The sequence below is a fragment of the Providencia sp. PROV188 genome (assembly GCF_027595165.1).
Classification (GTDB): domain Bacteria; phylum Pseudomonadota; class Gammaproteobacteria; order Enterobacterales; family Enterobacteriaceae; genus Providencia; species Providencia lanzhouensis.
This window is the reverse complement of the sequence record NZ_CP097291.1, coordinates 3,622,797-3,646,988: the sequence shown is the minus strand read 5'-3', so window position 1 is coordinate 3,646,988 and position 24,192 is coordinate 3,622,797. Positions and strand designations below refer to the sequence as shown.

The following is a 24,192-nucleotide window of genomic DNA, read 5'->3' as shown; positions in this document are numbered from 1 at the left end:
TGATTTGTTAAATTAAGGATGATTGTATGGTTTATAGAACTGTTTATGTTGATTTTGATATTAATGATAAAAAGTATAAGGAAATAGAGAGGAAAATTGGTTATGTAGAAAGGCAAATAGATAGATTAAAAAAAGATGCATCTGATTTTTATGAGATAGTCGAGAGGGAAGGTGGAGCGGAACGTTTATCTCAATATAATGAATTAATGGTGACTATTCATCGTTATGAAATGTTCTTAGTTCAAATGAAAGAATATCATAATGATGATAAAAAATATATTTCTGAAAATTTAGTATTGGAGTTTAATAGTAAAAAAGAATTTAATCAGCGATTTAAAACATTAGAAAAAGAGAATAATAAGATTCAGATTGAAATGCTAGAGAGTAATTCTATTAAATTTAAAAATAAATATTTACCCTCTGAAATTGGATTTAATATAAAGAAACAGTCATTTAATGATGAAAAGGCGTTAACTATTAGGATTGACAACCATATACGACAAACTAATTATGCTATTCAGGAGGTAAGAAGCCTTTCTTTTGCTAGGATGTACGATTACAACAATGCACTTGGAAATGAAAATTATTCTATGCATGACGGGAAAGTATATATTTTATCTTCTCGTGAAAGCCGTATAAGAGATCAAATGTCAGCGTTTTCAAGTAATGAAATGAGCGTTATGGGTGAATATCAGCAAGGTATGCCACAAACCCCAGTGAACCACATCGTAAAGGGTATTGATAATATAGGAATGTAAGCTTAGCCATCGAGATTATTTGGTGCTTAATGGCAGTTAAGCACCATTTTTGTTATAGCGCGGTAATTTTGGGGGAATGGAAATAGAGTTTTATTTGAAAAATAAGGATATTTTTAGTTTTTTCTTTGATTCATCGATTGAATCATTAAGATTTACGTTTTTTATTTTAATTTTTTCCGATAATCAAGTATAAAATCTCACCTAATAACCACTCTTAGATTCATCATGTCTATCAATCAACTTATTGATTCACTTTCCACACAAGGTTGGTATGTGTGGAACGATTTTCTGAATCTGTCAGAAATTCAGGCTATTAAAAGTTGTATCCCCGATACGCTACAAGACGCGCGTATTGGCTATCAAAATACATTACAAGACAACAAAACCATCCGTGGCGACCAAACGGTGTGGCTTGAACCTGAAATGGGGGCGCCAGTCGTACATTATCTAGATAAAATGGAAAACTTGCGTCAGGAACTTAACTGTCAGTTATTTCTTGGATTGCGGGATTTTGAAACCCATTTCTGTCGTTATCCTAATGGTGGATTCTATAAAAAGCATGTGGATAACTTCCGTGGGCAAGGACGCCGTAAAATCACCACTGTGCTATATATGAATGAATCATGGCAGCAGGGTGATGGTGGTGAAATTGTGATGTATGACATGCAAGATAACGAGCTATTTACCTTGGAGCCGCTAGCGGGTCGCATGGTATTTTTTATGTCTGAAGATTTTCCCCATGAAGTTCTGCCTACCCAAAAAAAGCGTGAAAGTATTGCCGGTTGGTTTCTGACCGAAAAAATACTGTAACCCTTTCTCGTCTATGCCGCCTCTGCAAAGGGGCGGGCTGTAAACTAATCACCTTAATAATAAAACTAAAAGTTGTATATAAACTATGAGTTTGTTTTTTTTAATTATTCCCTTTATTTTAAATTTATTATCTTGAGCGGCATAAAGATAATAAATATTTGTTAATTTAAATATAAATAAAGGATGAATTATATGATTAAGTTAAAAAATGAATTTGCCAAATTTAAATTAGACTTCGAAGAATACAAACAATCTTTTAAAAAATACGAAGAAAACCATAAAAAGTATCTGAGTGAATTGGAAAGGCTGACTGATAGATATGGTGAAATTTTGACGAGAGATAGAAAACCTACAGATAGATATATTTCACAAGCGCAAAGAGATATTCGCATTAACCAAAAAAGATATTCTAGCTATGAGGCTGCAATAATAAAAATTGATAACTATATGGATAGTTTAGAATACGGTGATAATTTAGATGATGCCGTGAATTTTATTAATAAATTGCAATCCATTATAGATTCACTGCCTCAGAAACCGGCTGCTTTTCCTAAGATGAATTTATCGTCAACCCCACTTATTCAGCACGCAGTATTGTCGCTTTATAATAATAACTTAGGAATGGACAAGAAATTTTATAATTTAAATGGTCAATATCTTCAACTCAGTGAGGTTGCAAATGAGACATTAACAAGAATGAATGAGCCGCAAATTTCGATCTGTTTTGGTGGCGATGAAATTGAATCAGTGATGATTGAGCAAATGGCTATATTAAGTTCAAAAGACGGTAGCCCAGTTAATAACAATCTGTTGAATGCATTTGAGCCAAGCACCATTTATGGTGGCTGTGAAATTTATCTTGGTACTCAATATTGCTACTAGGAAGTAAATTGGGAAGCCACCGACTTACGGTGGCTCCCCATAACTTAATTAACTCGTTTAAACTCTTTTCCAGCAAACATTAATGACGCATTGCCCCGCTCAATTTGATAATGAGAAAGATGGCGCTGCTTATCTAAGGAATTCAGTTGCTGAGATTGAAACTCACTGAGCTTCCAATGGATTAGCTCTTTCGCCAGTTTCTTATTTGCATGCTGGCTGCGCTCCGATTGGACTTTCACACTGATCCCCGTTGCGACATGCTTGGCTCGTACCGCGGAACAGGTTTTATTCACATGCTGACCTCCGGCACCTTGAGATTTTGTGAATTCATATTCGATTTCACTCTCCTCTAGGGGCTGAATAGGCGCAAATGTGATTATGCTAATAAACCAGTTTTTGCGTTTATGGCGTGGTCGCAGAGGGCTTTGGCATTGCCATTGAACGGTTCCACTCCACGCGTTGACCAGCTGTTCGCTCTGTTTCCCCTCTAAGGAGACTAACACTGACTTTAGTCCCTGCTTGGATGGAAAAGACTCCAACACATCAACTTGAACATCTAACAAAGCGGCTTCTTTTAAAAAACAAGAAAACGCTTTTTCCACGGCGATACAGCACTCATCGGGTCCTTGAGCTGAGGAAAACTGTAATAATGTCATTAACAATCTCCGCTCGTTTTATAGGTGATCACGGGCGCTAAGCGGGCAATAACCTGAATAATGCCGACCTCAACCATGCTTTCGATAACGGTATCAATGGATTTATAGGACTGCGGTGCTTCTTCATAAATCAATTGTTTGTTTGCACAAATAACTCGGCTGCCTAAAGTGGTTCGGGATAGCTGTAATGGCGTATATTTATGTGATAAACGACCTTTGCATTCCGTTCTCATCCACTTGCGTCCAGCGCCATGAGCGAGGGAATTTAAGCTCAAATCACTGGCAACTGGCGCCACTAAATAGCTGTAGTCACCGCGAGAGCCGGGGATCACCACGAAACCTCTATCGGATGGGGTCGCACCTTTGCGATGTAGCCAACCGTCAATGCCATCAATACGGCTTGGCTCAACAAGATTATGATTGAGGTCGAAACGCTGCTCCCCCGAAGCTTTAACTTGCTGCATCATGCGCAGCCCAATCAATTGGCGGTTGATCTGTGCAAACTGTAGCGCGTCTTGGTGTGCTTTGAGGTAAGTCTTGGCATCATCGGATTGTTCATCCAGCCCATTATGGCTATGTTGCTCAACATGCTGGCGTAGAATAGATTGCCCTAAACCACGCGATCCACTGTGCACGAGTAATAACAATTTTTGTTTATCAAGACCGCTTTGCTCAAACAATTCTTGGTTTATGATTTTATCGACGGATTGAAACTCCGCGAAATGGTTACCGCCACCAATAGAACTGAGCGAAGTCATAAAATCATGGGATTTCATCGACTCAGGAACGTGTTCATTTAGCCACTCTAATGGCGCATGATCCGTCATTTCAGACAGCTGTTTTTCCAGCTTATCCAAGTTAACTTTGGCGCGCTTAATATCAGTTTGAAACAGGCTCATGCCACAGCCAATATCATTGCCAACCAACGCCGGATAGAAGCGTTTAGCTGAGAAAAATGCTGCACCAATTGGGTAGCCACGTCCTGGGTGTAAGTCAGGCATGCCGACCACAGAAACCATGTCGGGTAAATTAGCGGTTGTTTGTAATTGCTGGATTGCTTTACTTTCAATCCATGTAGATTCTGTCGCGATATAACTAACGTGTTCACCGACAGAATGAAGGGTATTGCCCATAAGCTATTAACTCATTTTTAATGTGAAAAATAAGGTGATTAGCAGGCAAGTTTTGAGAAGATAGCTGAACTAACGTTTAAAACGATTTATAACGTCTAAGGTTATTTTTAACGTTTAAGACTATTTCTGTGGTTGCCCGCAAAGAGTTTGATTAGTTGTTGTCATGATGAACCTCCTTGCAGTGAATTGATTGAATGAATGAATGAATGAATGAAAACGCGGCGGATATTAACGGGAACTTTTTTCTTTTGCAAGAGGAGAAAGAAAAAAAGTGTAAAATTAATCTTTATCCTAAAATTAATTCCTTTATAAATAAATGTTTCATTCTTTAACTTTATGGCTTTAATTTTTTATATGAGTATTTTCGTTGATTTCTTTTCAGGTTTTGAATTAGCTCCTAAAATAAGTTTAAATTCACATTGTCTATTGATAATTTGAAAATTAATCAATAGTATCGATTAAGTAGGGTTGCAATACTTAATTTTTTATATTTCTCAATAGCTATTGATGTATTGATAATGATTTATTTTCAAATTGTGAATGATTGTTATTAATTTAATTGATCTATATTATTAATCTTAATGATAATAGCTAAATGGATATTTTATCTAGTTTGTACTCTCTAATCAGATGGTTTTTTAATAAAAGAATTATTTCTTATGAAAGGAATAATTCTTTCAGCATGGATGAAGTTATAAATGAATGAACTTGAAAGTAACAATAAATTCCTTGAATTGCTAAGGAAGGAAAAATATGAACTGGAACATGAGGTTAATGTACTGAGATATAATGACTATAAATTAGAAGAACGCTTGGATTCTGAGTTTCTTAATAAGAATAGGGATGGTTTTTCTAGTGATTTAGAATATTATGAATTTAGAATTGAGCAAAGTAAGGTTTTTGATGAGTATTATGAAAATAATGCCAGGATAAAAGAAAAAGAAGCTAAAATAAAGGAGAGCAGTGAATTAATTCGTGAAGCTGAGCATAATGATAGGTTGATAAGGAAAGCTAAGCAACCAATTATAGAGCACGATGAAGGCAAATTTATTTCGGATAGCAAATTGAATTTTGGTAAAATCTCATCTCATCAATACAATATTGACACAACAGCAAATCGTATAGTTGAAAACAGTGCTAGCATGAAGATGGAAGTCAGCGTTTCAGATCATGTTAAAAGTGCAGATACCATAAACTCTTATTATCAAGTCATATTCGGTGTCCCTGTTTATACAACAGGCTTTTAGCATTAAATGATTATTTTAGATCAGGAGGTTATTGGTTTTAACTTACGGGTTTAATTGATTGACAAAACTCCATTATTGGTTAACGGCTAAATAGATGTTTTGTTATCTGGTTTTTGCTTTTTAATAAAAGCATGACTTCTTATAAAGAGCGTCATGCTTTCAATATGGATAAAATTATAAATGAAAGCACGTAAGAAGAAGTATGAAGATCTGGATTCGATGATAAAAGAAAGAAATGAATTGAAAGATAGATATGATTCATTGAAATTCAATCATAATAAATTAAGGAATTATTTAATTTCTGAGCCTCCTGATAAGAATGTAAATTGTTTAGATACTTATACGGATTATTATAAATATGCCGGTGAGGGAGGTGAACTTATTAATGAATATGATGAAAAATGTAACGAGATTAATGAAATAAAAGCTAAATTAATTGAGGCCGATAAATTAATTTATAAGTATAGAAATTACAATATACTTCCGCTAACCAATCAAGCACTCTACGACAAATGGGAGTCCGAGTATGTAAAGTTGGACGACCAACATAATTTCGACACATCAATAAGTTGTATTGCTGAGGGTGTTGCTCGCATGAATAAGGAAGTCAGCATTTCAGATCATGTTAAAAGTGCAGAGATCACTAGCTTCTATCATGAAGCCCTATTTGGTGTTCCTGTTTATATAACAGGCTTTTAGCATTAAATTATTATTTTAGACTAAAAAGTTATTGGTTTTAACTTACTGGCTTAATTGATTGAGATGAAGGCATATTTTTATGCCTTCATCAGATTAATGATAATTAAATACTTAAGACGCGATATGAACTGTTTTTCCGCCTACAATAGTGCGCAGTACTTTCACATTTTCAATATCATCTGCTGGGATGGTAAATACATTGCGATCCAGCACAATCATATCCGCGAATTTACCTGCCTCAAGTGATCCTAAAACATCTTCACGATGTTGAGCATAAGCAGAATCAATCGTTGCCGAACGCAAAACTTCGATCACGGTCATATCACGGTCGTTATCCAGCCTTGGGGCTGGCTGACCATTAATATCACGACCACGGCGGGTCGCGGCGACTTTTAAGTCATACCATTCGTCAAAATCATCGATTGGCCAGTCACTACCAAAGGCAACCACCGCACCTGCATCAATAAACTTAGCGATCGGCTCTAGCTGCTGGAAGCGGGTTTCACCCAGCATGTTTTTCTCGAATGCAGCCAGCTCTGGTGTTGGCGCAGCCCATTGGAATGATAAGCATGCAATGGTTTTCAGGCGTGCAAAACGGGCATAATCTTTGGCATCAACCAGCTCATTATGGGCAAGGCCTGGGCGGATATCTTTCTCTGGGTGAGCTGCTCGCATTTTTTCAATGGCATCCAGCACGATAGATACGGCACCTTCACCGACGGTATGTAAGTGAGGATCGTAACCCGCTGCGGCGATTTTTTCGAGTAGCTCATCCAGAATTCCAGCCGTGAAATAGAGGTCGCCGTAGTTATCGGTTTCTACCCAATTCGGGGCGGAATCAGTTCCTTTGTTCACGCGGTATGGCTGTAATAATGAGGCGGTCATGGTTGGGTATTGCAGCACGCCATCCACAAACATTTTGATATTACGCAGACCGATACCTGGTGTCGGTGTCCACTCTGCTTGGTGCCATTTTTTGGCGAACGCCACGGCTTTATCGACAGCAGCCGCAACGGCAGCCACATTCGGGGTATCATCAGGCGTGATTTCGCGCGCAGCTTGGAAGCGCAAAGTGAGTTCACCACGTTGTTGAAGTTGGTGGAACGCGCTTAATTGCTGCTCAGAAACACGGGCATCCATCACCATGGTAACGCCTTGCTGATTCAATACTTTTTGGACTAACTCAGCCACTTCAACCGCTTGCTCATCACGAATAGACGGGATGCTATCCGCAGCACGCATGGCAGGCGCATCTTCTAAAATTCCGTTAAGTTCGCCATTCTCGTATTTACCGATTTTGCCATCAGGTGGCTCAGGAGTCTCTTTGGTGATCCCGAATAATTCGAGGGCGCGACTATTGGCTAAGAGGGTATGGCAGTCATTAGAGAACAACACCACTGGGCGCTTAGTATTGAGCTTGTCCATGTCTTCACGGTACATATCAATACCTGCTGGTAACATGCCTTGGCGTAACCATGCCGTGACTTTTAGCCAGTCATTTTCGCCGGTGCGAGGATCTTTATCTAGGTGATCTTGCACGCGCTGTAAAATTTGGTCGATAGTCAGGGATTCGTAATTAAGATGGCAGCCGAACAGCTGAATGCCGCCCCAAAATGGGTGCATATGTCCATCAATGATCCCTGGCATCATCATCTTGCCTTCAAGGTCGATGCTCTCAGTTTCTGGACCAACATATTGATGTAATTCATCCGAAGTCCCTGTTGCAAGAATATAACCTTCTTTCAAGGCGATAGCGTCGACAACACTATCTTGACTGTCTGCGGTATAGATATAACCGTTGAAATAAATAACATCAGCAATTTTATTATTCATCGTAAACCGTCTGTATCAGGGGCTCCTACGGAGCCAGAACCAAAAAAACAATGGGGAAGATAAGCTTCCCCATAATCAACGAAAGGTACCGGAGGATTAATTGATAATCATCTCAGTCTCGGCATCAGAGATAGCAGGTGGACGACGAGTAAAACCATGAGTCAGAAGCGTGAGGTAGCCTGCCCCTGCCGCTAGCCAGCATAAGCCGACTGTGAAGGCTTCTGCATCTAAACTTGTCCATAACCACAAGGTTAAAACAACCCCAATAGATGGCATGACCAGGCAAGTGAGCAACTTAGTATTATCCAAGGAGGCTTTGCGGTCGATGTAGAAATGTTTGATGACTGACAAGTTCACAAAGGTAAAGGCTATCAGCGCACCAAAGCTAATCATCGACGCAACCATGCTGAGTGATAACACCAGTGACATCAACGAAGCCACAGCCACAAAGATAATGGAATAGACCGGTGTATTCAGGCGTGGGTGCAAATACGCGAAGATTGAGCGAGGTAACACACCTTCACGACCCATTGCATAGAAAATACGCACGATACTGGCTTGCGAAGTCATTGCAGACGCAAAGACACCAATAACATAAGCGGTAATAAAGCTCGATGCCATCAAGGAGGCGCCGATCCACTTCATTTTATCGCCCACTTGCTGCATCACCGCGATACTGGCGACATCCGTATTAGGGAGAAAATCTTGCCATACCGGATACATTAAATGTGCGCCGTAAGAGATGGCAATAAACAAGGCTCCCGCAATAAATACGGTATATAAAATCGCTTTAGGTAAAGCACGGCGTGCGTCTTTTGTCTCTTCGGCCATGGTTGAAATAGCATCAAAGCCCAAGAAAGCTAAGCACAGTACCGCAGCACCCGCAAACAGCCCCGACACTTGTGATGACATCACAGTGAGCGGTGCCATCAATGCTTCAACATCCAGTACCATCGCGTTTTGCAAGCAGATGTATAAGAAGATGGCGATGAAGACAAATTGCATCAGAATAATCAGCATATTCATCCAAGATACCAATTTGATACCCAAAATGTTCATGATGCTGACAACAGCGATGGTTGAGCAGATTATCACTGGCATTGGGATATTCGGGAACGCTTCGTGGACAAAGATCCCAATCGCAATGTAGTTAATAATCGGCAGAAATAGATAATCCAGCAGTTGTGCCCAACCAACAAGAAATCCAAGAGTGCCACCAAAGGTTTTTTGCACATACGAATAAGCAGACCCAGAAAGCGGGAGTGCGCTGGTCATACGGCAATAGCTCATGGCGGTAAAGAAGACAGCAGCGAGCGTAATTAAATAAGCGATAGGCAGATGCCCTTCACTTAATACAGTCACTTGTCCATAGGTGGTAAAAATTCCGAGTGGCACCATATAGGCCAGCCCGAAAAATACTAACGCAGGGGTGGTCAGTACACGTTTCATTTGAACGGTATTCTGTTGCATTTTGAAGCCCTTCCCAAAAGCCCTTAACAACGTTAACTCTGTCTGAATACACAGGCCGAGTGAACCTAAAATGCAGCCATATAACTTGAGCTATAGCACTACATGTTTTGTTTTTTTACATACACAAATCATTTAATTAGGTATGTGGATAGACGCCTTGTATTCAATTTCAGAAAACCTCGCACCAGGACAGAATATAAATCACTGTCATCGTGCGCACTTTAATGAAACGTCAGTAATGAATCGGACCATTACCATCCGCTGGGGTGAATACAAGCGGCGTACAATATAATTATCAAGTTCCTATTAAGCAATCATTTATTTCAACAAATAAATATACTGTTTTATTTCAATGGGTTGATATTTGAAAGGTGTATAAATAAGGTTAAATTTAACGTAAGTTAAATATGAATCAAATTCCCGATAAAATCAAGGAATAAAAATTTTTATAATATATTGAAATATAAAAAGAAAATCTTTTATTTTAGAATTAATCCAAACAAGAGAAAAACACCCAAAAGGTAAATTATTTTTAATGAAAATAAGCTGATTATATTAAATAATTTAAACTTTCCAGTTCCATTAAATGAAACGTGCATTAAGTGGGTAATATAATAAGCGGGTTAATACTAATTTAAGACAGATATTATGGGCAGGAATGCCCATAATACGAAAAATTAAATTCTATTTTCTTCTGAGTTTCTGCTGTGTATATAAAGCATCTAAAGTAAATAAAATTAATGCAACCCAGATAAAACCAAATGTAATTAACAATTCTTGGGTCATCACCTCACCATACACAAATACGGCAAGCAAGAACATAATGCTTGGACCTAAATACTGGAAGAACCCTAACGTTGATAGTCTTAAATGGTTAGCGGCTTCAGTAAACAGTAACAATGGCACTGTGGTAATAATCCCTGCAGCGATCAGGAGAATATTTAAATGCCAGCTGTTCATTGTCATGTCGCTTGTTGGGCTATCTGCAAAGAATAGTAGAAAGATAACGCCGACAGGTAGCAACCATAAGGTTTCAAATGTCATACCCGTTTGCGCATCAACACCCAATTTTTTACGTAATAAACCGTAGGTGGCAAACGTCACGGCAAGGCTTAATCCAATGATTGGCACGGAGCCAAACTGCCAGAGTTGAATTAATACGCCGGTAAGTGCTAATCCGACCGCAACCCATTGCATTCGGCGGAAGCGTTCATGTAAAAATATCATGCCAAACAATACGTTAACCAGAGGGTTGATAAAATACCCTAAGCTGGCTTGTAGCATATGCCCATTATTTACCGCCCAGATATAAATCAGCCAGTTAGACGCAATTGTCACAGCTGTTACACCTAAAATTAAGATCTTTTTAGGCTGTTTTAAGACTTGGCGGAAATAATTCCAATGGCGCGTGATGGTCAGTAATAGCAGCATAAAGAAGAATGACCAAATAATACGGTGAGTCAAAATTTCTTCTGCAGGCACTTCTTTGATTGATTTAAAATAAATGGGAGCGACACCCCAAATAAAATAAGCGCCTAAGGCACATAGTACGCCTTTGGTAGTATTTTGTTGGCTCATGAATAGCTCTGAAATTGATATAAAGTCAAACTGAGAGATCGAAGCCAAGAATGTGAGAGGCTCGATGTGTGATGCCGTTAATGTGACATTGCTCAGGTTTTTTTACAAGCTATTAGTTAATGAGGTTATTAATTATTTACTAGGCTGTTTCATCCGCTCAGATTTTTTTACCCAATCAAATAAGTCGCAGTGGCTGTAGCAATATGCTGATTTTTCTCATTATGTAATTCACTGCGGGTGACGGCGATTTTATTACCATCGCGTAGTAAGCTGGCGCTCGCGATAAAAACCTCTCCACGCCCAGGGCGCAAATAATCAACGCGTAAATCAATCGTACCCATTTTGGACATCTTGTCGGCAATATCTTGGTGAACGAGAGGCTCAATGCGTTGAAGGATCCGGTTGATGCACACCATGCCTCCTGCCACATCTAATAGGGATGCAATAACACCGCCATGGAGAATGTTTTGGGTGAAATTACCAATAAGCTCAGGTCGATTTTTCACGGATAGCTGGACTAAGTCATCCGTCATTTGTAGTAGTTCAATCCCAAGTAATTGATTAAAAGGCATTCTATAGATAAATGCATCGCTCATAAATTTGCTAGCTTCTTCGAAGGTATAGATGCGGTCATTCATTTTAGGATCCTTGTCTGTGATGTTAATGATAAGTTAACATTATGTATGTGCTAATATCTAGAAAACAAATGAATAATCTTTCAACGGTGAATCATTTTTCGGTGTAAAATGAGACAAATTTTTTCACCGCAGTTGAAATAGGAATGGCAAATGCGCGCTTTACAAATGTTGTTGAGTTCTGTGCTCTGTTTCTGGTCTGTTTCACTTTTTGCATCTGACAATACCAACGAACCGGCACAGCAGGATACTGAAAATCATACGCCCGTTCGCGGAAGTATTATTTCGGGGTTACTGCAAAATTATGATAACCCATTCGTTCTGTATCCTTATGAACCCAATTACATCATTTATACCTATACGTCTTCGATAAATAAGAAAGCCATCGCGAGTTATGATTGGGGTAATGATGCACTGAAAGATGAAGTGAAATTCCAATTAAGCTTGGCGTTTCCTATTTGGCGTGGAATTGCGGGGGAAAACTCGGTTCTTGCGGCGTCTTATACTCAGCGTTCTTGGTGGCAACTAAGTAATAAGAAAGAGTCTTCACCATTTCGTGAAACCAACTATGAACCACAGATTTTTGTCGGTTGGGCGCTTGATAACCAATTTGCAGGCTGGACGTTACGCGAATTCGAAACGGGCTTTAACCATGAATCAAATGGTCGCTCTGATCCAACATCCCGTAGTTGGAACCGTATTTATGCCCGAGCAATGGCGCAAAAGGGTGACTGGCAAGTTGAATTAAAACCATGGTACCGCATTCCTGAAAGTGAAAGCAGTGATGACAACCCAGACATTAATAAATATCTCGGCTATTACCGCGTAAAAGTGGGGTATGCACTTGGGGATAGCGTTATTTCAGCTGCGGGTCACTATAACTGGAACTCTGGGTATGGTAACGCGGAGTTGGGCTGGAGCTATCCAATGACGAAGCACGTGCGTTTGTATACCCAACTGTTTAGCGGTTATGGTGAGTCGATGATAGACTACGACTATCGCCAAACACGTTTTGGTATCGGTGTGATGCTTAACGATATCATGTGATCTGGGCAGACATCCCAGTCATTTCAGGGTAATATCTTGCCAATAGCTGCTCTTTTTGGGCAGCTATTTGTTTCAACCTCTAGAGGGAATTCGTGTCTACCGCTTGCGTTATCAATCAACTTTCACTAGCTGAAAATGTGCTCAACAGCACGTTCGGCTACCAATCCTTTCGTCCGGGACAAGATGCTGTCATTGGCGGTATCCTCGATGGTCGTGACTGCTTAGTATTGATGCCAACAGGGGGCGGAAAGTCGCTCTGCTACCAAGTGCCTGCGCTGGTCAAACAAGGCATTACGCTGGTGGTATCACCTTTAATTTCCTTAATGAAGGATCAAGTTGATCAACTCAAGTTACACGGTGTTGAAGCGGCTTGTTTAAATTCCTCACAAACCCCGCTAGAGCAGCGCCAAATTATGGAATTATGCGCTCAAGGGAAAATCAAACTTTTGTATGTGGCGCCAGAGCGCTTATTGACCGACTACTTTATTCAGCAAATTGGTGGCTGGGATATTGCCTTACTGGCGGTAGATGAAGCGCACTGTATTTCCCAATGGGGCCACGATTTCCGCCCTGAATATCGTTCGTTAGGTCAATTACGCCATTCTTTACCGAATGTACCAGTGATGGCGCTGACTGCCACGGCAGATGAAACCACGCGTGCTGATATTATTCGCTTACTCGAGCTTAATGACCCATTAGTTCATGTGAGCAGCTTTGATCGCCCGAACATCCGCTATACTTTAGTCGAGAAGTATAAGCCGTTAGATCAATTATGGTTTTTTATTAAGGCTCAGAAAGGTAAATCGGGAATTGTTTACTGTAATAGCCGTAGTAAAGTTGAAGAAACCGCGGAAAGATTGCAAAAACGTGGCTTGAGTGTGGCTGCCTACCACGCAGGTTTGGAGAGCGCTCAACGTGACTGGGTGCAAGATGCATTCCAGAAAGATAATCTGCAAATTGTGGTTGCGACCGTGGCATTTGGAATGGGGATTAACAAGTCCAATGTCCGCTTTGTGGCACACTTTGATATTCCTCGCAACATTGAAGCGTATTACCAAGAAACAGGACGAGCGGGGCGTGATGGCGTCGAAGCCGAAGCCATTCTCTTCTACGATCCTGCTGATATGGCGTGGCTCCGCCGATGCTTAGAAGAAAAACCAGCGGGAATGCATCAGGATATTGAACGTCATAAACTGAATGCGATTGCTGCCTTTGCGGAAGCGCAAACTTGTCGTCGCCTAGTTTTACTAAACTATTTTGGTGAAAACCGCCAAAAACCTTGCGGTAACTGTGATATCTGCCTTGATCCGCCAAAGCGTTATGATGGGCTGATGGATGCGCAAAAAGCACTCTCCTGTATTTATCGCGTTGGGCAGCGGTTTGGTATTGGCTATATTGTTGAGGTGTTACGAGGCGCTAACAATCAACGGATCCGCGATTTAGGGCACGATAAACTGCCAGTTTATGGCATTGGTAAAGAGCAAACGAATGAACATTGGGTGAGCGTCTTACGTCAATTAATTCATTTAGGCATGATCACGCAAAATATCGCGCATTTTTCCGCATTACAATTGACGGAAGCGGCCAGACCCATACTGCGTGGTGAAATGCCATTACAGTTAGCCGTTCCACGCGTTTTAGTCACCAAAAGCCGGAATCAACAAAACAAAATTTACCATGGCAATTATGATAAGAAGCTGTTTGCCAAATTGCGTAAATTACGTAAATCCATTGCGGATGAAGAAAACATTCCGCCTTTTGTGGTTTTCAACGATGCAACGTTGATTGAAATGGCAGAGCATTGCCCGACCAAACCCGTTGAATTATTACTGATTAATGGGGTTGGTGAGAAAAAATTAGAGCGTTTTGGTGAGGCGTTTATGACACTCATCCAAGACCATCTAGAAGGTTATGAATGAGGAAACCCCATGACGCCAGATAGTCTAAAAGCCAGTTGGTTAAATCGAGAAACTGAGTTTTCGGCCTTTACCAACGGTCCGCTTTTAGATTTTTGGCAACTACGTGAAGAAGCTGAGTTTTTAGGTGTTGATGATGTTCCTATTCGCTATGTACGTTTTATTCATGCAAAGCACCATAAAGCCGTGGTTATCTCACCGGGGCGCAGTGAGAGTTACGTTAAGTACCCTGAAGTCGCCTACGATTTTTATCATCTAGGATTCGATGTTTTTATTATTGATCATCGTGGGCAAGGGCGATCAGGCCGTATGCTGGCGGATCCCCAAAAAGGGCATGTCGAAAAATTCACAGATTACATTGATGATTTTGAAAAATTCATTGATTTAGAAGTGAGAGATCGTCACTATCCTAAATGCTATGCGTTGGCTCATTCGATGGGCGGCGCGATCCTCGCTGGGTATTTACTCCGAGATAGCGTGACATTTGACGCTGCCGCATTGTGTGCTCCCATGATTGGTGTGAATTTACCAATGCCCCACTGGCTCGCGAGCTTTATTGTTGAGCGTGCAGAACCGCGCCGCAGTGTGCGAAATGATTATGCGGTTTCAACGGGAAAATGGCAGCCATTACCTTATTTAATCAATGTGTTAACCCATAGCCAAGAGCGTTATCGACGTTACTTACGCTACTATGCGGATTATCCTGAATTACGTCTCGGTGGTCCAACTTACCACTGGTTACGAGAAAGTTTTGCGATTGGCAAAGAGCTGGTTGCGAAAGCGGGAGAGATTGAAACCCCTCTGATGCTCCTTGAAGCGAGCGAAGAGAAGGTAGTCAGTAATCGAGAGCTACAAGCTTTTTGTCAAAGTCGGCAAAAAGCGCAAACAGGACGAGAAGAAAAATTACCCCTCATTATCGAAGGGGCTCACCACGAAATCCTGTTTGAAATAGATGCATTGAGAGCCATGGCACTCAATGCAATTTGTGATTTTTTTGAGCAGCATTAGCCATAATTAGGGATCTTGTATGAAATATCCGGTTGTTGCTTCCGATTTGGACGGAACACTTTTATCTCCCAATCATGATTTAACTCTGTATACCAAAGACACACTTAAGCAGCTTGTAGCGACCGAAGAAGTCCGGTTTGTGTTCGCGACGGGACGCCATCATATTGATGTTGCACAGATCCGTGATGGTCTGGGTATTGATGCTTATATGATCACCTCGAATGGGGCGCGTATTCATAATACCAATGGTGACCTCATTTTTGCGAACAACGTTGACTCGCAGATAGCGAAAGAACTGTGCTTAATGGAGTTTGATCACCCTGAAATTCTTACCAATTACTACCATGGTGATGATTGGTTTATTAACCGTGAAAGCCCTGAGCAGAAAGAGTTTTTCAAAGAGTCTGTATTTAATTACCAACTGTTTGACCACCGCGATTTTCCAACCTCGGAAGTCTGTAAAGTGTATTACACCAGTGAAGATCATGATTTACTGGTCGATCTGCAACAGCGTATTCAACGTCGCTGGCAAGATAAAGTGCATGTTACTTTCTCCTTACACAGCTGCCTTGAAGTGATGGCAGGCTCTGTTTCTAAAGGGGAAGCATTGAAACAAGTCACGGCATTGCATGGTTATGGAACCCATGATTGCATCGCGTTTGGTGATGGCATGAATGATAAAGAGATGCTGAAGTTAGCGGGCAAGGGCTGCATTATGCAGAATGCTCATCAGCTGCTGAAAGAGGCTTTACCTCAGATGGAAGTGATTGGTTCTAACCAAGATGATGCAGTTGCTCGTTATTTGCGAAGTAAATATTTAGACAACAAATAATCACTTTTGCTATGTGTATTAGCAGAAAGCCAGATAGAATAAAAAACTATCTGGCTTTTTATTTGCCTTTTGTCATGAATGATAACGAAAAGTGCTATTTGTCTAAATTAAGGCGTTTATCCTATTTTGTCTTCTGACGAGTAAATTTAAACTACTTCAAATGAAAAGCGAGTTTAGGCTGTATAATCTGCCAGATCAGCCGATAATAACGGGTATTACTGTGTCGCCAGTTGCCATACTGCACTGTTGAGGGTTACTTAGGATGAAAAGAATTGCGTTAGCGCTGTTGTTAGGATCTGTTTGTTATAGTTCATTATTACTGGCTACACCGGCGAAACCAACGACCGCCAGTGAACAGACGACGATAGAGCAAATTACGCAGTTAGCTGAAAAAGGTGATCCCGCATCTCAATTCCTGTTAGGTGAGCGTTATTTTAAAGGTCAGGGCGTTTCCCAAGACTCCAAAGTGGCAGCGGAATGGTTTATCAAAGCTGGTGATCAAGGTAATTCAGATGCCCAATTCCGCCTTGGTACTATGTATGTAAATGGTTTTGGTGTTCGCCGAGATTATGATAAAGCGATGCTGTGGTACGAAGAAGCCGCTAAAAATGGTGATACTCGCGCAGAAACCAACATGGCCACCATGTATGCACAGGGCTTAGGGGTTAAACAGGATCTGGAAAAAGCTGCATACTGGTTTAGAAAGGCAGCGCAAGGCGGTAATGTGATTGCACAGTTCAAAATTGGGCAAATGTATTCGATTGGTAGTGGCGTCGCATTAGATAATGAAAAAGCCGTGTTTTGGTTCAGAAAAGCCGCAAAACAGCGTGATGCAAATTCCCAAGACCGTTTAGGGGTGATGTACTCTGAAGGGAAAGGGGTGAAAAAGAACCTACAGCAAGCGTATGCATGGCTTTCTACGGCGGTTTATAGTGGCAATAAAGAGAGCCAACGTTTACAGAAAAAAATCGCAGAGCAGTTGAACGCAGAAGAGCTGAAACAAGCGCAAAAACTGGCTGACAACTACATTAAAACCTACGGTAATAGCGAAGAAAGCTAATCGTCCAATATTAATTTAACGGGATATCAGCAGGTATCCCGTTAATCCGATCACAGACAGAATCAAATATCCCCAGCAAAAGCGGTAAAATCGATTATATCCCCATCCTCGGCGTACACTGAGTTGTTGCACCTTTGTCGATAATTGGCGCACTTTCAAACGGTAAACCACTAAATACAGCAGGCTGAATCCTTGCCACAGATAGAGCGTATTAAAGGCAAAACCCTTTCCGACAATCAGCAAAATCACCAATGGAATCAGAAAAAATAGAATGGAGCCTACACGCTCATACTGTGCAATTTTTAATTTGATGGATTCGTCTTGGATTTCTACTGCTTGGGTCATTACTCTGCCTTTTTTACCATAGAAAATAAGGGAGCAAGTGCTCCCTCAATCAACTTATAACTCACCAGTACCACGAGGTGGGTTTCGACCAGAAAGGTTATTTGTGGCGCTTTGAATCGAATTACTGCGCACATCCACACGGGCTTGGAACGGTGGGAATGGCAATGTAATTCCTTGTTCTGCAAAGGCTTCTAAAATATGCTGATGGATTTCGTGGCGAGCCGGTAAACGGTGCCCCATTTCACCTGCATACACCCGCAGCTCGAAAATTTGGATCCCTTGCTGTAGGTCCACGAGATAAACTTCAGGATTCGGGTTATCCAAGATCATGGACGAGCGTTTTGCGGCGCGCAGGATAATCTCTGTCACTTTTTCGCTATCGGCATCCGCAGGAGCAGGGATGGTCATCACGATACGGGTAATGGTGTCGGTCAGAGACCAGTTAATAAACTGTTCAGTAATAAATGCCTTGTTCGGCACAATAATCTCTTTTCTATCCCAGTCCGTTAAGGTAGTGGCGCGGGTATTAATCTTAGTGATACTACCGGTTAAGTTACGGATAGTGACCGTATCGCCGATACGGATCGGTTTTTCAAACAGGATCATCAAGCCAGAGATAATATTGGCGAAAATTTCTTGTAAACCAAACCCGAGCCCGACCCCCATTGCAGCAATAAGCCACTGCAGTTTTGACCAGTCGATCCCCAGCATTGAGAAACCGACAATAGTTCCGATGATGGTGATGCTGTACTTGGTCAAGGTACTGATGGCATAACCGGTACCCGGTGTTAAATCGAGATGCTGAAGAACCGCCAGTTCTAATAGTGCAGGCAAGTTTCTGACGAGCTGTGCAGTAACGATAATCACCAAAATAGCGATGAAAATCGACCCCATTGTGATGGCTTGAACGGTTTCGACTCCATTGATGGATGAGGTTACATCCCACAGGCGAATATTTTCAAGGAATGAAAATGCGGTATGTAATTCGGACCACAGCCAGATTAACGAGACCAGCGCTATCATAGTCAGAATGGAGCGTACCAATCCAACTGATTGGGAACTGATAGTATCAAGGTCAAGAACCTGCTCTTCGATATCAATATTCCCTTCACCGCTAGCATTGGGTAATTGAGAGTCTTCTTCCCCTTTAGCTCGCTGGGCTAAGATCTCCGCACGGCGCTGTTTTGCTCGCTCGAAGGCGAGTTTGCGGCGCTGCATCGACATCCAGCGCTGGATTGTGTGATAAACAATTAAAATCACAAACCAAATCGCAACAGAGGTTTCGAGCCGCGCTAGTAGTGCTTGAGACGTTGAGAAATAACCTAATACGGAGAAAAATGCAGCAATCACCGGCGCAATGAAAATGAGCCACCATAATGCGGTATTAACTAAGTTTTCACCGGAGCCGTGCCTGTCCAAATACAATGGAATTTTAGAACGGCGTAAGTTGTTGGTAATTAGGCTTAATGCGACGCACAGCACTAAGAAGCAGAGGCGGCCTAAGGTCGCGGAGAACTCTCTTTCGCTGTAATGTTCAAAGGTGATGATTGCCATCACTAACGGCACAATCACAAAAATGGCTAATCGATAATGGCGCATTGCGCGCTTAACCGCGTCTTTATCCCAACCAAAGTGGGAAATGAACAGCCCGGTTGGGCGTGAGAATGTTTCACTGATCATAAACAGCCAGAGCAGCGGGGTGGTTGCGCTAACGCCGTAGCCAATGGCCGCTGCCATCGGGTATTGCCATGCACTTTGTAAGCCATAACCAATGGCAGACCACATCATTGGAAGAGGAAGTGCGACAATAATCGACCAGAAAATAGTACGAACGGTTAAATAGAAACGGTCTTGTGTGACTTTACCAATGCGTAGACTCGAGCGGTCTAAGAATGCTTGATAATGGCGGCGCGTGCTGACACTGAAAATCACTAAGATAATGGAACCTAGCAGGTATAAGAACGAGTCTTGGCTAGTGACCATCACTTGTAGTGCGCCCGTTAGCTGGGAGAGAGTATCCAGTGAAAGTAGCTGGGTCATGTCAGTAACCACAAGTACCGGATAATTAATGCTAATCGGCGGGACGTCAGCGACCCAGAATAGATAACGGTTTGAGGCGTCTTTCACCTCTTTTAGTGCATCAGTTAATTGTCCCGTTGCAACATTGAGCTTGGTCAGCTCTAACATTTCGCCATCAAAGCCCGAAATGAGAGAGGTTAATAGCTCTTTGCGGGTCTTCATCAGTGATTGATAAACCTGCGACTGGGCAGGACTTAAATCATTAGCACTTTCTTGCACCGACACATCGAGCTTGGATAAGCGCTCAAGCATATCTTCATAATTTAGCCGTTGAACACGTAAATCCGCCATTTCACGGTCAAGTTGCTGGCTTTTAGGGATATCTGGAAGGCGAGAAAGTTGTGTTCGAAGCGCTTCCCCTAAGGAACTTGAACTGCTGATCCACTGGGCTTGTTCACGGATAGTGGACAGTGCTTGTCGAGCATTTCGAATGCTGGTGGAGATTTCGGCTTGGTTGGTGGTGATCGCGCTCATGCGCTGCGCTTGCTCGGTCAACTCTTGGGACATTTTGCGGTTGATATCGAGCTGTTCTTTTAAGAACGGGGTCAATTCACCCTGTTCCGCCAACATTTCTGTATGCTCTAACGCCAATATTGCTTTTTGCTGGCGTTGGGTATTTTGAAAATCACGGAGTTGCTGAAGTTCAAGCTCTAGGCGCTGATAACGCTTTTTCTCAAGCTCTAGCGCCATTCGAGAAATTTCTTGGCGGTTATTGGCTGATAATTGCGCCATTTCTAGCTCGTTCACAATCGATTTGCGAGCGCTTACTTCGGCTTGAGCTAAGGTATATTGGGCTTCAGCTAACGGTGTCGTTGGCGTATTGAGCGATTGGAATCGCGTTGAGGCATCCGTTAACTGGCGTCGTGCTTCAGATAACTGCTGTGGCAAGAGATTCAGGGATTCGCTGATTTCGCGTCCTTTGTCTTGCTCTTGCTGCATCAAGCGCCCTTGATCAAGTAGCTGGCTGCTGAGTTGGGTAATACGCTGCTCGAGTTCACTTAAGCTAATGCTCGTGGGGATAGCGGGCGGCGTATCGGTTTCATTGAGCAAGTTTTGACGGATTGTTTTGATAATTCTAGGAAAATTATCAATAGCATCTTGGTAAGACTTTGCCTTATTGTCCGCATCTCGAGCTTCATTAATCCAGCTTAATGCCCCTTGCAACGCTTGAGCAATCTCAGCATCTTTGGGGTTTTTGCTTGGATCAAGCTGTTTGAGCTCCTGTGTAATCTGTGCTTCATCTTGCGCGGAGGCTGGCGCCGCTTGGGATGAAAAAACGATTAACAGGCTAAGTAAAAAACTGATAATCAAACGCACAGTGAGGAGCTCCTTCAGCGATAGAATAACTTAATTATAGTTTAAATGATTAGCTAACAGTTTCAGTGCGTTGCTGTTCATCCGTTGATTCAGCCAACAGCTCACCCATGCGGGTTGCATAGCCTGGGATCAATGAAGCATTAAAGCGAATTTTGTTAGGCTCAAACAGGTTAATAACAGTAGAACCCAGTTTAAATAGACCCATTTCTTCCCCTTTTTGTAGGAAGATAGCGCCTTCTTCACCTTGTGCTGGATACGTCCAACGTTTAATCACGCCTTCACGTTGTGGGTTAACACAACCGCTCCAAACCGTATCAATGCTGCCTACAATAGTTGCACCAACTAAAATCTGCACCATTGTGCCAAATGGGGTATCAAACACGCAGATCAAACGTTCATTACGCGCGAATAGGTTCGGCACATTTGCTGCGGTTAATGGGTTAACGGAGAACAGATCGCCAGGGACGTAAATCATCTCTGTTAATAAGCCATCACATGGCATATGCACGCGGTGGTAGTCGCTTGGGGATAAATAGGTTGTGATAAAATCACCACCACGGAATTTATCCGCTAACTGATATTGACCAGCAAGCAGGGCTTCAACCGTATAGTTATGACCTTTTGCCTGAAAGATTAGGTCATTATCAATAGGCCCTAATTGGCTAACGGCACCGTCCGCAGGTTGTGCAAGTTGATGTTCAGCTTCAACAATTGGGCGCGCGCCATCTTTCAGCGTACGGATGAAGAAGTCATTAAAGGTTGAATATGCAGTCAATTCACTTTTTTGAGCTTCATTCATATTCACTTTATAGGCTTTAGCGAACAGCTTTATTGCCCATTGGGTTACAAACCCGACGTTTCGACTAGCAAACCATCCTGCAAGTTGAGTAAGTCCTTGTTTAGGAAGCATAAATTGCAGGCGGATTTTGATTTTATCTAGCACGTTAACCTCTGAATTTTAAAGGAAAGTTAGTGAAAGGGCGCTATTGTAACTGAAACTAATCTGCTTTCGAATTATTTCACAAAGCAGATAAAATGTGAGCGCTCACTAACTTATTTTAGACTGATTTCGGGGATTATTTCTCTTTAGCGGTAAAGTTACCACGCAGTTTAACTTGTTCCATACTTTCTAAAATACGGTGATAGTTTTCAAAGCGTGATTCGGCAATTTTGCCGTCTTCCATTGCGTCTCGCAGTAAACAGCCGGGGTCATCTAAGTGTTTACAATCGCGGAATTTACAGCCACCAAGGTAATCTTTAAATTCGACAAATCCTTTGGTCACTTGTTCCTTTGTCAGATGCCAGAGACCAAATTCACGCACGCCCGGTGAATCGATGACATCACCACCCTGTGGGAAGTGGTACAGCCTGGATGCAGTCGTGGTGTGTTGCCCTAAGCCCGAGGTATCAGAGACATCATTGACTAAGATCGCGGCCTCATTTTGAGGTAACAGCGTATTCAATAAACTGGATTTACCGACACCAGATTGACCAACAAAGACCGACACTTTACCGGATAGCGTGTTAGTGAGTGCTTCCATGCCTTCACCGGTATGGCTGGAAACTTCAAGCACTTGGTAGCCAATATCGCTATAAATTGTCATTAAATCACTGACCCACTCGCGATTTTCTTCATCTAGCAAGTCAACTTTGTTTAAGACAATAATCGGCTGGATCCCTGTGGTTTCGCAGGCGACCAAGTAGCGGTCGATAATATTAAGCGATAATTCAGGTAAAATCGCAGAAACCACGACGATTTGGTCGATATTGGCGGCGATAGGTTTTAACCCATCATAATAATCAGGACGAGTTAAGACGGAGTGGCGCTCATGAACGGCTTCGACAATACCGTTCACTTTGATATCACTCTGTGTGTTTAGCGCAGGACGCCAGACAACTTTGTCCCCGGTCACTAAAGATGAGATGGTTCGACGCAGGTTACAACGCTGTATAGTGCCGTCTGAGGCTTCAATATCCGCATGTTGACCAAAGCGGCTAATCACTAAGCCCTCTTGAGCCTCACCTAATTGGCTATCATCAATCTCAATAGTTTTTTGCTTTTTGAGTCTTTTTTGATGATTTTCTTGCACGCGGCGCTGTTGGCCTTTCGAAAGTTTCTGCTTAGCCACCTGACCTCTCTCACTTAAATAATTTGGCGTCTATATTATAACCGATAGGGATATTATTGAAAAACAACATACCTATAACGGATAGAACGAAGGGTGTTATCATACCTTAACTCCACCGTATTCAGTTAGGGCATATCATGCAAAAGAATGAGAATAATTTAATTTGGATCGATTTAGAAATGACCGGGCTCGATCCTATTCGTGATCGTATTATTGAAATAGCTACTATTGTGACTGACAGTAACTTGAATATCTTAGCCGAAGGCCCTGTTATCGCGGTACACCAAACCGAAGAGCAGTTGGCATTGATGGATGAGTGGAATGTAAACACCCATACTAATAGCGGCTTAGTCGAGCGTATTCGTAAAAGTTCTATTGGTGAGCGTGAAGCAGAGCTGGCGACCATTGAATTTTTAGAGAAATGGGTACCAAAAGGCGCATCGCCTATTTGTGGGAATAGCGTAGGGCAAGACCGCCGTTTCTTATTTAATTATATGCCAGAGTTAGAAAGCTATTTTCACTACCGCTATCTTGATGTGAGTACATTAAAAGAGTTAGCCCGCCGCTGGAAGCCTGAGATCCTCGCCGGATTCTCAAAGAAAAATACCCACCAAGCGCTGGATGATATCCGCGAATCAATCGCTGAGCTGGTATATTACCGAGAAACGTTTATTAAATAACTTGCTCTAAAGTGCTCAATATTGCAGCAATCCTAATGGTGCTATATACTCAAGCTATATGGCACTATTTAGGAGGAA

At 41.9% G+C, this 24,192-nt stretch carries 21 protein-coding genes; 11 read left to right on the top strand and 10 right to left on the bottom strand.

Features of this window, described 5'->3' with window-relative positions; genetic code table 11:
• Nucleotides 1-26 precede the first annotated feature (26 nt).
• From M5X66_RS16740 to M5X66_RS16730, 3 genes are all read left to right on the top strand, one after another.
• Nucleotides 27-758: a hypothetical protein gene (locus M5X66_RS16740; protein ID WP_270103745.1), complete on the top strand. Its 732-nt coding sequence runs from the start codon at nucleotides 27-29 to the stop codon at nucleotides 756-758.
• Nucleotides 759-983: 225 nt separating this feature from the next.
• The gene (locus M5X66_RS16735; RefSeq protein WP_036948865.1) at nucleotides 984-1,568 is read left to right on the top strand and encodes a 2OG-Fe(II) oxygenase; all 585 of its coding nucleotides are present in this window, start codon (nucleotides 984-986) and stop codon (nucleotides 1,566-1,568) included.
• 192 nt (nucleotides 1,569-1,760) lie between these two features.
• Nucleotides 1,761-2,450 (top strand): hypothetical protein, encoded by a 690-nt coding sequence (locus M5X66_RS16730; RefSeq protein WP_154599720.1) that lies wholly within the window; start codon nucleotides 1,761-1,763, stop codon nucleotides 2,448-2,450.
• A 44-nt stretch (nucleotides 2,451-2,494) separates the two neighbouring features.
• Here the strand turns inward: M5X66_RS16730 and prfH are convergent, their stop codons facing one another.
• Entirely contained in the window at nucleotides 2,495-3,106 is a 612-nt protein-coding gene (gene prfH, locus M5X66_RS16725) for a peptide chain release factor H (protein ID WP_108478794.1), read from the bottom strand.
• Nucleotides 3,106-4,239: an RNA ligase RtcB family protein gene (locus M5X66_RS16720; protein WP_270103744.1), complete on the bottom strand. Its 1,134-nt coding sequence runs from the start codon at nucleotides 4,237-4,239 to the stop codon at nucleotides 3,106-3,108. Before M5X66_RS16720 ends, prfH begins: the two co-directional genes overlap by 1 nt.
• A 698-nt stretch (nucleotides 4,240-4,937) precedes the next feature.
• Here M5X66_RS16720 and M5X66_RS16715 point away from each other — a divergent pair.
• The gene (locus M5X66_RS16715) at nucleotides 4,938-5,486 is read left to right on the top strand and encodes a hypothetical protein (RefSeq protein ID WP_036948874.1); all 549 of its coding nucleotides are present in this window, start codon (nucleotides 4,938-4,940) and stop codon (nucleotides 5,484-5,486) included.
• Nucleotides 5,487-5,666: 180 nt separating this feature from the next.
• Nucleotides 5,667-6,185: a hypothetical protein gene (locus M5X66_RS16710; protein WP_270103743.1), complete on the top strand. Its 519-nt coding sequence runs from the start codon at nucleotides 5,667-5,669 to the stop codon at nucleotides 6,183-6,185.
• Between the two features lie 111 nt (nucleotides 6,186-6,296).
• Here M5X66_RS16710 and M5X66_RS16705 read toward each other — a convergent pair whose 3' ends face one another.
• From M5X66_RS16705 to M5X66_RS16690, 4 genes are all read right to left on the bottom strand, one after another.
• Nucleotides 6,297-8,018: an amidohydrolase gene (locus tag M5X66_RS16705; protein WP_154634197.1), complete on the bottom strand. Its 1,722-nt coding sequence runs from the start codon at nucleotides 8,016-8,018 to the stop codon at nucleotides 6,297-6,299.
• 96 nt (nucleotides 8,019-8,114) lie between these two features.
• Nucleotides 8,115-9,488, bottom strand: coding sequence for an APC family permease (locus M5X66_RS16700; RefSeq protein WP_036948882.1), 1,374 nt, complete (start codon nucleotides 9,486-9,488; stop codon nucleotides 8,115-8,117).
• Between the two features lie 684 nt (nucleotides 9,489-10,172).
• Nucleotides 10,173-11,066 carry an EamA family transporter RarD gene (gene rarD, locus M5X66_RS16695; protein ID WP_036948885.1) on the bottom strand — a complete coding sequence of 298 codons (894 nt, stop codon included), beginning with the start codon at nucleotides 11,064-11,066 and terminating at the stop codon, nucleotides 10,173-10,175.
• Between the two features lie 167 nt (nucleotides 11,067-11,233).
• The gene (locus M5X66_RS16690; RefSeq protein ID WP_108478800.1) at nucleotides 11,234-11,704 is read right to left on the bottom strand and encodes a thioesterase family protein; all 471 of its coding nucleotides are present in this window, start codon (nucleotides 11,702-11,704) and stop codon (nucleotides 11,234-11,236) included.
• A 150-nt stretch (nucleotides 11,705-11,854) separates the two neighbouring features.
• Here M5X66_RS16690 and pldA point away from each other — a divergent pair, with 150 nt between their 5' ends.
• The 5 genes from pldA (at nucleotide 11,855) to M5X66_RS16665 (ending at nucleotide 17,564) form a co-directional block, all read left to right on the top strand.
• On the top strand, nucleotides 11,855-12,748 hold the full coding sequence (gene pldA / locus M5X66_RS16685) for a phospholipase A (RefSeq protein WP_108478801.1): 894 nt from the start codon (nucleotides 11,855-11,857) through the stop codon (nucleotides 12,746-12,748).
• A gap of 92 nt (nucleotides 12,749-12,840) precedes the next feature.
• Entirely contained in the window at nucleotides 12,841-14,667 is a 1,827-nt protein-coding gene (gene recQ, locus M5X66_RS16680; RefSeq protein ID WP_230085052.1) for an ATP-dependent DNA helicase RecQ, read from the top strand.
• Nucleotides 14,668-14,676: 9 nt separating this feature from the next.
• Nucleotides 14,677-15,672, top strand: coding sequence for a lysophospholipase L2 (gene pldB, locus M5X66_RS16675; RefSeq protein ID WP_036948896.1), 996 nt, complete (start codon nucleotides 14,677-14,679; stop codon nucleotides 15,670-15,672).
• Nucleotides 15,673-15,691: 19 nt separating this feature from the next.
• Nucleotides 15,692-16,504 (top strand): sugar/pyridoxal phosphate phosphatase YigL, encoded by an 813-nt coding sequence (yigL, locus tag M5X66_RS16670; RefSeq protein ID WP_036948901.1) that lies wholly within the window; start codon nucleotides 15,692-15,694, stop codon nucleotides 16,502-16,504.
• 262 nt (nucleotides 16,505-16,766) lie between these two features.
• Nucleotides 16,767-17,564, top strand: a complete 798-nt coding sequence (locus tag M5X66_RS16665; protein WP_036948904.1) for a tetratricopeptide repeat protein — start codon at nucleotides 16,767-16,769, stop codon at nucleotides 17,562-17,564.
• Between the two features lie 15 nt (nucleotides 17,565-17,579).
• On the opposite strand, the gene M5X66_RS16660 is transcribed toward M5X66_RS16665, so the two are convergent.
• From M5X66_RS16660 to rsgA, 4 genes are all read right to left on the bottom strand, one after another.
• Complete coding sequence (locus tag M5X66_RS16660; protein WP_036948907.1) at nucleotides 17,580-17,909, bottom strand: hypothetical protein; 330 nt, start codon at nucleotides 17,907-17,909, stop codon at nucleotides 17,580-17,582.
• Nucleotides 17,910-17,963: 54 nt separating this feature from the next.
• On the bottom strand, nucleotides 17,964-21,305 hold the full coding sequence (gene mscM, locus M5X66_RS16655; RefSeq protein WP_108478803.1) for a miniconductance mechanosensitive channel MscM: 3,342 nt from the start codon (nucleotides 21,303-21,305) through the stop codon (nucleotides 17,964-17,966).
• 49 nt (nucleotides 21,306-21,354) lie between these two features.
• Nucleotides 21,355-22,248 carry an archaetidylserine decarboxylase gene (asd, locus tag M5X66_RS16650; RefSeq protein ID WP_036948913.1) on the bottom strand — a complete coding sequence of 298 codons (894 nt, stop codon included), beginning with the start codon at nucleotides 22,246-22,248 and terminating at the stop codon, nucleotides 21,355-21,357.
• A 133-nt stretch (nucleotides 22,249-22,381) separates the two neighbouring features.
• Nucleotides 22,382-23,434 carry a small ribosomal subunit biogenesis GTPase RsgA gene (gene rsgA / locus M5X66_RS16645; RefSeq protein ID WP_036948915.1) on the bottom strand — a complete coding sequence of 351 codons (1,053 nt, stop codon included), beginning with the start codon at nucleotides 23,432-23,434 and terminating at the stop codon, nucleotides 22,382-22,384.
• 137 nt (nucleotides 23,435-23,571) lie between these two features.
• Between rsgA and orn the strand changes: the two genes are divergently transcribed.
• Nucleotides 23,572-24,114, top strand: coding sequence for an oligoribonuclease (gene orn / locus M5X66_RS16640; protein WP_036948917.1), 543 nt, complete (start codon nucleotides 23,572-23,574; stop codon nucleotides 24,112-24,114).
• The last annotated feature ends 78 nt before the right edge of the window (nucleotides 24,115-24,192 follow it).

What these genes read in the sequence shown, in the direction of transcription:
- M5X66_RS16740 (WP_270103745.1), top strand. Translation starts at nt 27, where the DNA reads ATGGTTTATAGAACTGTTTATGTTGATTTTGATATTAATGATAAAAAG.
- M5X66_RS16735 (WP_036948865.1), top strand. Translation starts at nt 984, where the DNA reads ATGTCTATCAATCAACTTATTGATTCACTTTCCACACAAGGTTGGTAT.
- M5X66_RS16730 (WP_154599720.1), top strand. Translation starts at nt 1,761, where the DNA reads ATGATTAAGTTAAAAAATGAATTTGCCAAATTTAAATTAGACTTCGAA.
- prfH (WP_108478794.1), bottom strand. Translation starts at nt 3,106, where the DNA reads ATGACATTATTACAGTTTTCCTCAGCTCAAGGACCCGATGAGTGCTGT.
- M5X66_RS16720 (WP_270103744.1), bottom strand. Translation starts at nt 4,239, where the DNA reads ATGGGCAATACCCTTCATTCTGTCGGTGAACACGTTAGTTATATCGCG.
- M5X66_RS16715 (WP_036948874.1), top strand. Translation starts at nt 4,938, where the DNA reads ATGAATGAACTTGAAAGTAACAATAAATTCCTTGAATTGCTAAGGAAG.
- M5X66_RS16710 (WP_270103743.1), top strand. Translation starts at nt 5,667, where the DNA reads ATGAAAGCACGTAAGAAGAAGTATGAAGATCTGGATTCGATGATAAAA.
- M5X66_RS16705 (WP_154634197.1), bottom strand. Translation starts at nt 8,018, where the DNA reads ATGAATAATAAAATTGCTGATGTTATTTATTTCAACGGTTATATCTAT.
- M5X66_RS16700 (WP_036948882.1), bottom strand. Translation starts at nt 9,488, where the DNA reads ATGCAACAGAATACCGTTCAAATGAAACGTGTACTGACCACCCCTGCG.
- rarD (WP_036948885.1), bottom strand. Translation starts at nt 11,066, where the DNA reads ATGAGCCAACAAAATACTACCAAAGGCGTACTATGTGCCTTAGGCGCT.
- M5X66_RS16690 (WP_108478800.1), bottom strand. Translation starts at nt 11,704, where the DNA reads ATGAATGACCGCATCTATACCTTCGAAGAAGCTAGCAAATTTATGAGC.
- pldA (WP_108478801.1), top strand. Translation starts at nt 11,855, where the DNA reads ATGCGCGCTTTACAAATGTTGTTGAGTTCTGTGCTCTGTTTCTGGTCT.
- pldB (WP_036948896.1), top strand. Translation starts at nt 14,677, where the DNA reads ATGACGCCAGATAGTCTAAAAGCCAGTTGGTTAAATCGAGAAACTGAG.
- yigL (WP_036948901.1), top strand. Translation starts at nt 15,692, where the DNA reads ATGAAATATCCGGTTGTTGCTTCCGATTTGGACGGAACACTTTTATCT.
- M5X66_RS16665 (WP_036948904.1), top strand. Translation starts at nt 16,767, where the DNA reads ATGAAAAGAATTGCGTTAGCGCTGTTGTTAGGATCTGTTTGTTATAGT.
- M5X66_RS16660 (WP_036948907.1), bottom strand. Translation starts at nt 17,909, where the DNA reads ATGACCCAAGCAGTAGAAATCCAAGACGAATCCATCAAATTAAAAATT.
- orn (WP_036948917.1), top strand. Translation starts at nt 23,572, where the DNA reads ATGCAAAAGAATGAGAATAATTTAATTTGGATCGATTTAGAAATGACC.